Source organism: Mucilaginibacter sp. CAU 1740 (genome assembly GCF_039839285.1).
Taxonomy (GTDB): Bacteria; Bacteroidota; Bacteroidia; order Sphingobacteriales; family Sphingobacteriaceae; genus Mucilaginibacter.
On record NZ_JBDOQS010000002.1, the window covers coordinates 791787 to 804371 of the forward strand.

The 12585-nt window shown below is 42.2% G+C and carries 12 protein-coding genes; 9 read left to right on the top strand and 3 right to left on the bottom strand.

The features are described 5' to 3' along the window. Positions 1–3 precede the first annotated feature (3 nt). The 4 genes from AAFN85_RS07410 (at position 4) to AAFN85_RS07425 (ending at position 4970) form a co-directional block, all read left to right on the top strand. The gene (locus tag AAFN85_RS07410; protein WP_347526454.1) at positions 4–330 is read left to right on the top strand and encodes a circadian clock KaiB family protein; all 327 of its coding nucleotides are present in this window, start codon (positions 4–6) and stop codon (positions 328–330) included. Between the two features lie 2 nt (positions 331–332). After that, complete coding sequence (locus AAFN85_RS07415) at positions 333–2000, top strand: ATP-binding protein (protein WP_347526456.1); 1668 nt, start codon at positions 333–335, stop codon at positions 1998–2000. Positions 2001–2075: 75 nt separating this feature from the next. Beyond that, on the top strand, positions 2076–2843 hold the full coding sequence (locus AAFN85_RS07420) for an enoyl-CoA hydratase/isomerase family protein (RefSeq protein WP_347526457.1): 768 nt from the start codon (positions 2076–2078) through the stop codon (positions 2841–2843). Between the two features lie 159 nt (positions 2844–3002). Then, positions 3003–4970: a PAS domain S-box protein gene (locus AAFN85_RS07425; RefSeq protein WP_347526458.1), complete on the top strand. Its 1968-nt coding sequence runs from the start codon at positions 3003–3005 to the stop codon at positions 4968–4970. Between the two features lie 77 nt (positions 4971–5047). Here AAFN85_RS07425 and AAFN85_RS07430 read toward each other — a convergent pair whose 3' ends face one another. Then, positions 5048–5290 carry a hypothetical protein gene (locus AAFN85_RS07430; protein WP_347526459.1) on the bottom strand — a complete coding sequence of 81 codons (243 nt, stop codon included), beginning with the start codon at positions 5288–5290 and terminating at the stop codon, positions 5048–5050. Positions 5291–5381: 91 nt separating this feature from the next. Here AAFN85_RS07430 and AAFN85_RS07435 point away from each other — a divergent pair, with 91 nt between their 5' ends. Further along, a complete protein-coding gene (locus AAFN85_RS07435; protein WP_347526460.1) occupies positions 5382–7067 on the top strand; it encodes a hypothetical protein in 1686 nt (561 codons plus the stop codon). A gap of 259 nt (positions 7068–7326) precedes the next feature. Here AAFN85_RS07435 and AAFN85_RS07440 read toward each other — a convergent pair whose 3' ends face one another. Next, positions 7327–7614 (bottom strand): chaperone modulator CbpM, encoded by a 288-nt coding sequence (locus AAFN85_RS07440; protein ID WP_347526461.1) that lies wholly within the window; start codon positions 7612–7614, stop codon positions 7327–7329. 12 nt (positions 7615–7626) lie between these two features. Further along, positions 7627–8556, bottom strand: coding sequence for a J domain-containing protein (locus tag AAFN85_RS07445; protein ID WP_347526462.1), 930 nt, complete (start codon positions 8554–8556; stop codon positions 7627–7629). Between the two features lie 300 nt (positions 8557–8856). Between AAFN85_RS07445 and AAFN85_RS07450 the strand changes: the two genes are divergently transcribed. From AAFN85_RS07450 to AAFN85_RS07465, 4 genes are all read left to right on the top strand, one after another. After that, entirely contained in the window at positions 8857–10038 is a 1182-nt protein-coding gene (locus AAFN85_RS07450) for a GAF domain-containing sensor histidine kinase (RefSeq protein WP_347526463.1), read from the top strand. Between the two features lie 52 nt (positions 10039–10090). Then, positions 10091–10606, top strand: coding sequence for a GNAT family N-acetyltransferase (locus AAFN85_RS07455; RefSeq protein ID WP_347526464.1), 516 nt, complete (start codon positions 10091–10093; stop codon positions 10604–10606). 74 nt (positions 10607–10680) lie between these two features. Then, positions 10681–11040, top strand: coding sequence for a dihydroneopterin aldolase (folB, locus tag AAFN85_RS07460; protein ID WP_347526465.1), 360 nt, complete (start codon positions 10681–10683; stop codon positions 11038–11040). A 2-nt stretch (positions 11041–11042) separates the two neighbouring features. Next, the gene (locus tag AAFN85_RS07465) at positions 11043–12440 is read left to right on the top strand and encodes an FAD-linked oxidase C-terminal domain-containing protein (RefSeq protein ID WP_347526466.1); all 1398 of its coding nucleotides are present in this window, start codon (positions 11043–11045) and stop codon (positions 12438–12440) included. Positions 12441–12585: the final 145 nt, after the last annotated feature.

Genomic DNA, 12585 nt, shown 5'->3' on the forward strand with positions numbered 1-12585 from the left:
TAAATGACAGAGCAAAACCAATTGCCTTCAAACGATAATGATGCCAGCGATGCCGATTTATATAGGCTGCGCCTGTTTATTACGGGCGCTTCGCCAAATTCAACGCGGGCTATAACTAATCTGAAAGATATTTGTGAAACGTATTTGAAGGATAATTATGAGCTCGAAATTATAGATGTTTATCAGCAACCGTCGATTGCGCAAACAGAACAGATCATAGCCCTGCCTTTGCTGGTGAAAAAAGCGCCCGGGATGGAACGCAGGCTGATAGGCGACATGTCGGACATTGATAAGGTATTACGGGGACTTGGCATTGCTACGGATAATTGATCATGGAAACGGATAAACTAACATACCAACAGCTAATGGCCGAAAACGAGGAACTTCGTTTTAGGTTAGAAGAAGCTAATGATACCATCGAGGCTATCCGCCATGGACAAATTGATGCGCTGATTGTTAAAAACGGCGATGAACACCAGCTTTACACCCTTAAAACTGCCGATCAAACCTATCGCGTGTTTATCGAAAAAATGAACGAGGGGGCGGTTACTTTAAATCACGACGGTACCATTTTATACAGCAATTCCCGTTTTGCCACTATGGTGAATGAGCCGCTTGAAAAGGTAATAGGACTAAAGTTCAGTGTTTTTGTTCCTGAAGTATCACACGGGAAATTTAACGAACTTATTAATGATGGTTGGAAAAACGACTGCAAGGGCGAAATGCTGCTTACCAGTCGTGATTTTAAGCTAACACCCTGTCTTGTTTCGTGTACTACGCTTGATCTGGATGAAGGTACAGCCTTGAGTTTAATCCTTACCGATCTGACCGTTCAAAAAGAAACTGAATGGGAACTGAAGGTCAAAAATGACCAGTTGGAAGACGCGCAGGAAGCGGCCGAGCGTTTAAATAATCAATTGGAAGATACTGTCAGGATCCGCACGGCTGATCTGCTCATCAGTCGCGAGCATTTTAAATTGTTGGCCAACAATATCCCCCAAATGACCTGGACAAACCTGCCCGGCGGAGAGGTCGATTTTTATAACCAGCGTTGGTTTGATTATACCGGCAGGCGCTATGGCGAAACAGCAGGTTGGGGCTGGCAACAGGTTGTGCACCCTGATGATCTGCAAAAAACTTTGGATGCCTATATCACATCCTTACAAACCGGAAAAATTTTTGAATTAGAAAACAGGTACCGCCGTTGGGACAATACTTACCGCTGGCACCTTAACCGTGCAGTACCCCTGCGCGATGATACCGGCGAGATCATATTTTGGGTAGGCACTGCTACCGATATTGAAGAACAAAAAAAACAGCTCGATCTTAAAGACGAATTTATTGGCATAGCAAGTCACGAGCTTAAAACGCCATTAACCAGCTTAAAGGGGTATTTGCAATTAATGGGTGTTTATAAACGCGAGGAGGTTCCGCAGCAAATTAAACAATACGTTGAGAAAGCCAGTGGCGCGCTTAATAAACTGCAACGGCTGGTTAATGATCTTTTGGATGTAAGTAAGATCCAGGCTGGTCGCTTGGAATATATGCTAAGCGAGGTTAACTTGGTTAAATTGGTAAATTCATCTATCGAAAATGCGGCTCATATGTATCACGACTTTGAGTTTGCAAATACAACACAGGGCGAAATTTATATTGAAGGTAACGCCGAACGCCTTGAGCAGGTGATCATGAATTTTATCAATAATTCGGTTAAATATTCAACCGATAATAAAAAGATTATCATCAAGGCCGAAGTTGTAAACGATGTAGCGCGGGTATCGGTAACTGATTTTGGCATCGGTTTATCTGCCGAGCAAATTGACCGGATCTTTGAGCGGTTTTACCGCGTTGAGGATAAGAAGTTTATGGCCAGTGGTTTGGGTATGGGCTTATATATTTCGGCCGAGATCATCAGCAACCATAATGGAAAAATAGGAGTGGAAAGCGAGTTAGGTAAAGGGGCTACTTTTTATTTCGAGATGCCGGTATTGAAGAAATGATTTAACCTAAATTTAAATTGCACCTCACTCAAATACTTCTGATATTGGCTGCCGCTATCTTTTAAAACGTAACATATGACAGCCGAAAACGGAAATGTATCTGTTTCAACCTATTCGGATGGGGTAACAGCCATTAGCTTTTACCACCCTGCACAAAACTCTATGCCTGCATTGCTTTTAAAGCAACTTGTGGAAGCAATATCTTCTGCCGGAAATGATGCTGAAACCAAAGTTATCATCCTGAAAAGCGAAGGCGACCGTACTTTTTGTGCCGGTGCAAGCTTTGACGAATTAATATCTATAAAGGATAAAGAAGCAGGTGCTAAATTTTTTGAAGGTTTTGCCAACGTGATCAACGCCTGCCGTAAATCGCCAAAAATAATTATAGCAAGGGTGCAGGGTAAAGCAGTAGGAGGTGGTGTAGGTCTGGCCGCAGCGGCCGATTATTGTTTGGCTACAAGTGTCGCATCGATAAAACTCAGCGAATTGACCATAGGCATCGGTCCCTTTGTTATATCTCCGCCGGTTATCCGTAAAATTGGAATATCGGCTTTTTCTGATCTAACCATCAAAGCAACCGATTTTCAAACCGCTATTTGGGCCAAAGAAAAAGGCCTTTATAATGATGTTTATGATGATATCCCATCGCTTGATGATGCTTTAAACCTGCTTGCTCAAAAACTGGCATCCTATAATCCCGAAGCACTCAGGCTTTTAAAACAAACCCTTTGGGAAGGCACCGAAAATTGGGATGAACTACTTGTTCAAAAAGCAGCCATTAGCGGCACCTTGGTATTATCAGAATTTACACAACAAGCTTTACATAACTTCTTGAAAAAATAAGATAACTAAGGGTTGTTAATGAGGTAATTATGTGTAAATAAAACACACAAAATTCGTTTTGTTAAGTTTTAATAATAACTTTAATCAGCAGGCCTAAACCTTGCACCGCTGCTACAAAAAATCGATTTATGTAGCATTATCACTAAAGAGCTTTTTGGCATGAAGTATCCCCATAAAAACAAGTTTGTTATTGTAGTAAGCCTGCTTGCTATGCTTGTTTTTAGCCATTTAATAACCGATCTGCTGCCCGATCTGTTGGTGTGTTTCATTATCTCAGTTATCGCTTTCATTATCCTCAGTAGGCTTGATCAAAAGCAGATAGATGCCGAAAGCAGGATCCTATCTATTAATAATACCCTTAACGAAGAAATAGAACAGCGGGCATCTAAACTACGCGAAACAACCGGCAGGTTGGAGCAAAGCGAAAAGAAATATCGATTGCTCATTGAGCATGCTTCTGATGCTATATACGTAATTAATTTTGAAGGCCGTTTTACCGAAGTAAATGCCAGTATGTGCAAGATGACTGGTTATAGCCGCGAAGAATTGCTTGAGTTTAAAGTTGAACAAATTCTGGATCCTGAAAGTTTAAAAACTGATCCCGTGCTGCTTGGCCCCGACGATCTTTACATAGCTGTTATGCGCGAAAGGCGGTTTATGCGAAAAAATGGGGAGGTGTTTGATGTTGAAGTGAATGTAAAGCGTTTTACAGATGAAAGTGTACTGGTAATTGCGAGGGATATTACCAAACGCAAGTTGATGGAAGCCGGTTTAAAGGAAGCCGAACTTAAGTTCCGCACGCTGGCCGAAAAATCGGTACTTGGTGTTTATGTTGTGCAAAAAGGGCGTTTTACTTATGTTAACCCGCGCTTTGCAAAGGTATTTGGATATGAACCCGCGGAGTTGACGAGTGCGCCCTCGGTTGATCTGATCATTGCCGAACAGTATAAAGCTGTTACCCTTGAACATGTGCGGGCCAGGCTAACCGGCGAGATGGAAAGCGTTAACTACGAGGTAATGGGGCTTTGCAAAAACGGAAGCAATAATTGGGTTGAGTTTTACGGTACCAGGGTGCAGCTGGATGATGAACCTACCATCATCGGTTCGATGGTGGATGTTACCGAGCGCAAAAAAATGGAGGAGGAACTACGGTATTCCGAACAAAAATATAAGCTGCTGTTTGATAGTAACCCGCTGCCTATGTGGATGGTAGATAAGGATACGCTTGACAATATCGCCGTTAACGAAGCCGCGGTTAAATACTACGGTTATAGTGAGGATGAATTTTTAAAAATGAATGTGCGGGATCTGCGTACCAGTGATGAATGGGAGAAAATGCAGCAAAGTTATAGCGCGGCTATTCCCGAATCGGGCTATGCCGGTACTACCAAGCATCGCAAAAAAGACGGGACAATTATTGAGGTAGAGATCATTGCGCAAGATATTATTATGGAGGGGCGCAACGTTCGCTTATCTGTTGCCAATGACGTTACCCAAAAGCTAAGAGCGGAAGAATTACTTCAAAAATCGGAGGCAAACCTGCAAACTATTTTAAATACTACAGATACCGCTTATGCCTTGTTCGATAGGGAATTAAAAGTCTTGGCCTACAATCATAAAGCCGAAGATTTTGTAAAACAACAATATGATCACGACGCCACGCATGGGGATAAATTAACGGATTATTTCCCGAAGGATAGGTTTCCGCAGTTTGCAGAGTTAACCGAACGTGTGCTGAATGGCCATGATAGCAGTTATGAATTAAACTACCCTCAGCGCGATGGATCAAATTATTGGTATTATGTTCGCCAGTTCCCGATAAAAGATAATGCTGGAAAGATACTGGGCTTAATGGTGGCGCTTTATGATATTACCGAAAGGAAAAATGCTGAGAACGATTTAAAGGTTGCCTATCAACGTATTCATGATCATATAGCCAGTATCAAAAGCATGGTATGGAAACAATCACATTTTATACGCAGCCCTGTTGCTAATTTAAAGGGGCTCGCCTCCATGCTCAAAGATAATCCGGCAGATGCCGAAGCGCTTGAGTATATGATAGTCGAGTTGGAAAGGTTGGATAACGTAATTATTGATATGGCTAAAGACGCAGCCGATCACGATTAAATAAGGAAGCCTCCCATTGAGGGAGGCTTCCTTATTTAATTATTGTCAAAGCTTTAAGCATTCTGCTTTTAGCTTTATTACCAATGTCTGTAATAATGATGTGCCCTATAATATCTATGGTAATAAACCGGGCGATCATAATAACGGGCACGATAATAAGGACGACCGTAATATACCGGACGGCCATAATATCCTTCTCTATACACTACCCTATAATACGGGCGGCCAAAATGGGCGCTTATACTTACACTTTGCGCGTTTGCAAACTGGACTGACATCATCATCACAAACGCTATTATCGAAAATCTGATCAATTTCATGGCTTTAAAATTTAGTCACTGTTTAACTGAATTGTACAAGTATGACGGTTGATAAATATTTTGGTTTAATTAAATTTTTATATTTTTATGCATGTATTACTTCATCGTTTGTGTAATAATTGCTGCTATTATAATTGGCGTGTTTTTTATCAGGTCGTATTATGGTAAGTTGAATTGGGCAAAAAAAAGACTTGTAAAAATTCAGGGTAAATGGGGGAGACCGGTTAATACCCGCCGAAATTTTGATCTTATAAAAAGTTACCTCGATGCCAGCGAAGCCAAAAATAAGCTATCTACTCAAACAGCAAACGATCTCGATCTGAATAGTATATTCAACTACATCGACCGTACAAACAGTAAACCGGGCAAGCAATATTTATATAACCTGCTGCACCATCCGCTTACGGATACAGATGCCCTGCACGATCTGGATAACGCCATTGAAGATCTTAACCTCGATATCCCCGCCCGCGAAAGGCTGGAGGTTGAATTATCACGATTAAACAATAACAGCGCTTATCATATAGCCGATCTTTTTCTGAAAACTCATGAGCCGGAGTTTCAATCGGTAATGAATACCTACATCAAGGTTTCTCCGTTTTTGATATTGGCTGCTTTTGTTTCGCTGCTCGTTATACCTAATATATTCAGCTTTATTTTATTGGTATTGCTGTTTACCTATAACCTCGTTATTCATTTTACAAGCCGGAAAAAAATATCATCCTATACCAATTCGTTGCCGCAATTACTGGTTATGCACAAAGTGGCGGTTACTTTGGTGAAGAGCGGAAAGTTTAACCAGGGCGAGGCTATAAAACAAAACCTGATCAACCTTACCGGCCTTAAACGCGCGCTTGCACTTGTTAACCTGGAAAGTAACCTGGTAACCAGCGACAGTGATATCAGTTACGCCGCTTTTCAGTTGTTTAAAGTGTTGTTTTTGGTTGATCCTTTTGTTTATTCATCGTCGCTAAAACATATTGCCAAATACAGGGAAGATATTAAAGAGGTTTACAAATTTGTTGGGCAGGCCGATGCTTTGATCTCCATACAATCGGTAAGGGATGGTTTGCCTTTTTGCAGCAAACCGGAGTTTACCGGTATTGACGGGAAACTGGAAGTTAGCGAGTTGTTCCACCCTTTAGTAGCCAATTGTGTCCCTAATTCCTTGTACACCACCAATGCTGATAAAGGAGCGCTGATTACGGGTTCAAATATGTCGGGTAAAACCACGTTTATCAAAGCTCTTGGATTAAATACATTGCTCTCTCAAACCATATTTACCAGCTGTTCAAAAGCATACAGTGCACCTGTATTAAAAATCCAGACCAGCATTAAAACTGCCGATAATATCGACGAGCAAAAAAGCTATTTCCAGGCGCAGGCTTCTGCCATTTTAAATATTATTGATCACAGCGCGCAAAAGGAAACCATCAAAAGCCTGGTAATTATTGATGAAATTTTCAGAGGTACAAATACTATCGAACGTATCGCGGCAGCAAAATCGGTACTATCATACATAACCGCCAACGAGAACTTCGTTTTCGTTTCTACCCACGATCTTGAACTGGCCGAGTTACTTGATGAAGATTTTGTAGTTTATTCCTTCTCCGATTCGAAAGATGGCCGGGTGCTGGTGTTTGATTATATCCTGAAACAAGGCTTGTTGAAGAGCACTAATGCCATTGCCATTCTTAAATCAATGGGATATCCTGAATCGGTTATTGATGAGGCTAATATTGTTGGGGAGAGAATGATGAATAAGTATTTGGTGTAACCGCCTCTTTGCTGATAGTCTATATATCTGATATGTCATGGGTAGTAATAAAAGCTGAGGCCTCTGAAGGAGTATACGACATTTGGCGGGCGGGCCTGTCAATCTGAGCTTGTCGAAGAGTCGCGCGCAGAGGCCTACCCACCATGCTTCGACAGGCTCAGCATGACCCACTTTTTAATTGTGTCATGGGCAGGCACGAAGCAATGACATATTGAGTAGCATCGCATTGTTGTTGGCGTTGTAAACATGAATTATGTCATCACTCATACAAACTCAACCTGTTATTCAAATACCTCAACTCCTCCTGCAATTTCTCAACCCGGCTTAACAAATGTGATATCGCTTCAATCCCCGCTATATTAATATCCAATTGATGCAGGTTGATCAACCGCTCCAGCTTTTGCAGTTCGGTTTGGGGAATAAAAACGGTTTCGTTAATTATGGTAACCTCAACCAGGCCTGCCTCGTGCAACGAAGTGATAAAAGTGTATTCAATATTGTGGTACACACAAAAGTCGTTTGCTGCTATTAATTCTGCTGTTTTCATGGTGCTTTTAATTTAGGTTGAGGATTTAGCCAGTTCTTCAAACAGTTCTCTTTGCTTATCGGTGAGGTTGGTGGGCGTTTGGATATCGTAGGTAAGGTATAGGTCGCCAAATTCACCTTCTTTTTTGTAAACGGGCATACCTTTGCCTTTTAGTTTAACCTTGCTGCCGTTTTGCGTTTCGGGTTTAACTTTCAATTTTACTTTGCCGGTTAAGGTATCAGCGGTTACTTCGCCTCCTAAAACGGCTGTATAGATATCCAATTTTAAGATAGCGTAAAGATTATTTCCGTCGCGTTTAAAATCAGCATCAGGGGTGATGTTAAACTTGATGAACAGATCGCCTGCCGGGCCGCCGTTTACGCCTGCTGAGCCATGTCCTGCAATCTTAATGGTTTGCCCGTTCTCGATACCTGCGGGGATAGTGATGCGGATGTTTTTGCCGTTAACCGTAAGGGTTTGTTTATGCGTTTCTAAAGTATCCCTTAGGTTAAGCGTAAACGAAGCATTTAAATCCTGCCCACGATATTTTGCCTGTCTGCCGCCACGTGTCCCTCCCGAGCCGCCGCCAAACATCGATTGAAAAAAATCCGAAAAATCGGCACCGCCAAAGCTTTCGTCATCGCCAAAACCCTGTGCGCCGCTAAAGCCTCCGTAGCCACCAGAGCCACTGCCCTGGTTATTAGCTTGCTGGCGTGCCTGTTGTTCATAAGCTTCGCCGTGTTGCCAGTTTTCGCCGTATTTATCGTATTTCTTGCGCTTTTCCGGGTCGCTCAAAACTTCGTTGGCTTCGTTAAGCTGCTGGAATTTTTTATTGGCTTCCTCATCGTTGGGGTTAAGGTCAGGATGGTATTTGCGGGCCAGTTTTCGATAGGCGTTTTTGATATCCTTTTCGGTCGCGTTTTTATCAAGCTCTAATACTTTGTAGTAATCTATAAAAGCCATGGTAGGTTCAATATAAACAGATGTGTTATAAACTAATAAATATACGGCTTGGTTTTAAAGCGATAGTTTTTTTAATGTCAAATGACAGTTACGTGGTAGCAAAAAATTCTCCAAGATTGTAATAAAAAATCCCCGATGTTATATGATTTAACTATTGTTTAAAGTGTTTAAAATAGAGGCTTTTGGAGTAAAAAAACTACCTGTTTTCAGGTACATAATTATGGGTATAGCATAAATTTTATGCATCTTTATTCCGCATCTGCCGCTGGTTTATTTGATTGATTTTATTGTTGTTAAGTAATGATACAAGCGCGGCTGCCCGAAAATGAAGAATCCCGGTTGCAAGATCTGTACCGCACAGGTTTACTGGATTCGCCACAGGAAGATGAATTTAACGATATAGTTAAATTTGCCTCCTCGTTATGTGATATGCCCATCTCATTGATCAGCCTGGTTGATGCCAACCGCCAATGGTTTAAAGCAAGGGTTGGCATTGATACACTTCAAACCGATCGCGACATATCTTTTTGCAGTCACGCTATTTTGCAGGATCAATTATTTGAAATTCCCGATGCTACGCAAGATGACCGCTTTAGCGATAATCCAATGGTGACGGAATCTCCGGCTATCCGTTTTTACGCAGGTATGCCGCTCATAACGGGTAGTGGTAATCGTTTAGGTACGCTTTGTGTAATTGACAGTACCCCGCGGCAATTAACCGAGCGACAGAAATTCGGATTAAAAGTACTGGCCGATAACGTGATCAAAATTGCCGAACTCCGCACTAAAAATAAACGGCTGCATTACCTGTCTGAAACGCAGAAAACCGTGATCAGCATCCTGGCGCATGATGTTCGTAACCCGCTGGCTTCTATCAAATCAATTATCGGTTTTAAACAGTCTGACATCCTGAGTGCTGTTGATGCTGCCGAGATGATAGATATGGTATCCGATCAGCTGGATAGTACGCTTGGTATGGTTGATAATGTAGTGCGTTGGGGCGAACTACAGATCAAATTCGCGCGTTTTAACTATACCGATTTTAACCTGCACGAACTGGTAGAAACCGTTTTTAGTTCCGAGTCAATAAACGCCCACAATAAGAATAATACGCTGGTTAATAATGTGTTCATCGAAACGCTTGTAAACTCGGACATGCAGGCGGTTGAGTTTATATTGCGAAACCTGGTAAGTAACGCCAATAAATACACCCTGAATGGTTTCATTACTGTTAACATGACCAGGCTCGACGCGCACATGGTAATTGAAATTGCCGATACTGGCGTTGGGATGTCGGCCGCGCGTGCTGTAAGTATTTTAAGCGGCGCTAAAGAAGATCATAAATCAACTCTCGGAACTAATAATGAAAAGGGTAGTGGATTAGGTTTATTGCTGGTGCGGGAGTTTATTGATAGGTTGAACGGGCATATAACCGTAAAAAGCGAATTAGGAGCAGGCACAAGTTTTAAAATTGTTATTTAATACAATTTGCCTGAGGTAAATATTACATTTGCCATCCTTAAATTTCGATATCATGCCCGCTATAATAACCCCGGCCACCCTTGCCGACGTGCCCGAATTGAACGTTTTAGTAAACAGCGCTTATCGTGGAGAAAGCTCCAAACAAGGCTGGACTACAGAAGCTAATTTGATAGGAGGTGCCCGCATTGATGAGGATATGCTTACGGCCTACATGCACGATGAAAATGTGATCATCCTGAAGCATACCGACGATGATGGCTATATAACTGGCTGCGTATATCTGGAGGTAAAGCATCCTAAATTATATGTTGGTATGTTCAGCGTATCACCATTGCTTCAAAACCAGGGTGTTGGAAGGAAACTGATAGAAGAAGCCGAAGTTTACGCCCGTAAATATGATTGTCGTACACTAACTATGACAGTGATCAGCACGCGTTTTGAACTGATTGCCTGGTACAAACGCCGGGGCTACACACCAACCGGCGAGGTGCAACCTTTTCATGCCCACGGTAGGTTTGGCGATGCTAAACAACATATAGAGCTGATTGTAATGGATAAGGAAATTTGAGTATCGATCTTTCTGTTTAAAACTTTTTCTTTCCATCCCGGCCTTAATTAGCCTGTGTTATTTACATTTGGCACATGATCAATATAGCCTTACAAGGCGCGGAATTTTTCGCGTATCATGGATTCTATCCCGAAGAACAAAAAATAGGTTGCCGTTTTTTAGTTGATGTTAATGTAGGTTTTATCCCGCCCGGCGATCTGCTGGAGGATAACCTGAGTAAAACAGTTGACTATGAACGCGTGTATATTATAGTGTGCGAAGAGATGAAACACCCGCGTAAGCTGATAGAAACGGTTGGGCAGGCAGTTATCGATCGAATAAAAAAGAAATACCCTTTTGTTGAAACAGTTGAAGTGGTTATTAAAAAGCTTACGCCGCCACTGAGTGGTAAAGTGGCCCACTCGGCCGTTATAATCAATTATAAAAAGGCCTGATCATGGAGTATAATAAAATAAGCGGGCAGTTATTAAATGCTATAAAAAGTATTGCAGGGGAGGATGCTGTTTTAACCGGCCAGGAGAATCTCGAAAAATATAGTCACGACGAAACTGAAGACTTAGTATACTATCCCGAGGTAGTGGTTAAGCCGCAAACACCTGAGCAGGTTTCGGCATTGCTGAAACTCTGTAACGAAAATATGATCCCGGTAACGCCCCGCGGTGCTGGTACCGGATTAAGCGGTGGAGCCCTACCTATTAAGGGTGGCTTATTGATTGCGATGGAGCGCTTTAATAAGGTGCTTGAAATTGATGAGCAAAACCTACAGGCTACTGTTGAACCCGGCGTAGTTACCGAGGAATTTATGAACCAGGTTGCCGCCAAAGGCTTGCTTTACCCGGTTGATCCGGCCAGTAAGGGCAGCTGCTTTATAGGAGGCAACGTGTCGCACGGTTCGGGTGGGCCAAGGGTGGTTAAATATGGCACTATCCGCGAGTATGTGCTTAATCTGCAGGTAGTATTAACGTCGGGCGAGATCATCTGGACGGGCGCTAATACACTTAAATACGCTTCGGGCTATAATTTAACCCAGCTAATGATAGGATCGGAAGGTACGTTGGGGATTGTTACTAAAATAGTAGTGAAGCTTATCCCGGCACCAACGCTGGATGCGCTGATGCTGGCTTCATTTCCAAGTAATGAATTGGCCTGCGCTGCGGTTTCGGCTATATTCAGGGCGGGTGTAATACCATCGGCATTGGAGTTTATGGAGCGGAAAGGTGTGGAATGGGTAAAAGAACATGATGATATTGCATTTGACCTGCAGGATGGTATTGAAGCGTTTTTATTGATTGAGGTTGATGGCACTAATCAGGATGTAATTTTTGCTGATTGTGAAAAGATAAACACCGTACTGGAGGAGTTTGATTGCCGCGACGTACTTTTTGCAGATTCTTCGGCGCAAAAGGATGAGCTATGGCGCTTAAGGCGTACCATGGCTGTGTCGGTTAAATCAAACTCGGTTTATAAAGAGGAAGATACCGTAGTACCACGAGCCGCATTGCCCGGGTTAATTAAAGGCATTAAGGAAACCGGTGCCAAATACGGCTTCGGATCGGTATGCTATGGTCATGCCGGTGATGGCAACCTGCACGTAAATATCATCAAAGCCAACATGAGCGATGAAGACTGGAATGATAAACTTAAGTTTGGTATCCGCGAAATATTTGAATTAACGGTATCGTTAGGCGGAACGCTCTCTGGCGAGCATGGCATTGGCCTGGTGCAAAAGCAATTTATGCCAATAAAATATACCGACGTTCACTTTGCCCTTTGGAAGGGTATAAAGAGCGTTTTTGATCCTAACGGGATATTGAACCCTGGGAAGATATTTTAGATTGCAAAATCATCTCAACCACGTCATTGCTGTAAAGGTTAGATAATTCGGTAACAGAATTAACAAGCAATAAAAAACGTTAATTCAATTATGCGGAACATCAATAATGATCTAACCTTAAAGCGGAATTATCTGAGTAAATATC

Bases quoted from the DNA above. Each gene is read 5' to 3' on its own strand.
- AAFN85_RS07410 (WP_347526454.1), top strand. From the start codon at position 4: ATGACAGAGCAAAACCAATTGCCTTCAAACGATAATGATGCCAGCGAT.
- AAFN85_RS07415 (WP_347526456.1), top strand. From the start codon at position 333: ATGGAAACGGATAAACTAACATACCAACAGCTAATGGCCGAAAACGAG.
- AAFN85_RS07420 (WP_347526457.1), top strand. From the start codon at position 2,076: ATGACAGCCGAAAACGGAAATGTATCTGTTTCAACCTATTCGGATGGG.
- AAFN85_RS07425 (WP_347526458.1), top strand. From the start codon at position 3,003: ATGAAGTATCCCCATAAAAACAAGTTTGTTATTGTAGTAAGCCTGCTT.
- AAFN85_RS07430 (WP_347526459.1), bottom strand. From the start codon at position 5,290: ATGAAATTGATCAGATTTTCGATAATAGCGTTTGTGATGATGATGTCA.
- AAFN85_RS07435 (WP_347526460.1), top strand. From the start codon at position 5,382: ATGTATTACTTCATCGTTTGTGTAATAATTGCTGCTATTATAATTGGC.
- AAFN85_RS07440 (WP_347526461.1), bottom strand. From the start codon at position 7,614: ATGAAAACAGCAGAATTAATAGCAGCAAACGACTTTTGTGTGTACCAC.
- AAFN85_RS07445 (WP_347526462.1), bottom strand. From the start codon at position 8,556: ATGGCTTTTATAGATTACTACAAAGTATTAGAGCTTGATAAAAACGCG.
- AAFN85_RS07450 (WP_347526463.1), top strand. From the start codon at position 8,857: ATGATACAAGCGCGGCTGCCCGAAAATGAAGAATCCCGGTTGCAAGAT.
- AAFN85_RS07455 (WP_347526464.1), top strand. From the start codon at position 10,091: ATGCCCGCTATAATAACCCCGGCCACCCTTGCCGACGTGCCCGAATTG.
- folB (WP_347526465.1), top strand. From the start codon at position 10,681: ATGATCAATATAGCCTTACAAGGCGCGGAATTTTTCGCGTATCATGGA.
- AAFN85_RS07465 (WP_347526466.1), top strand. From the start codon at position 11,043: ATGGAGTATAATAAAATAAGCGGGCAGTTATTAAATGCTATAAAAAGT.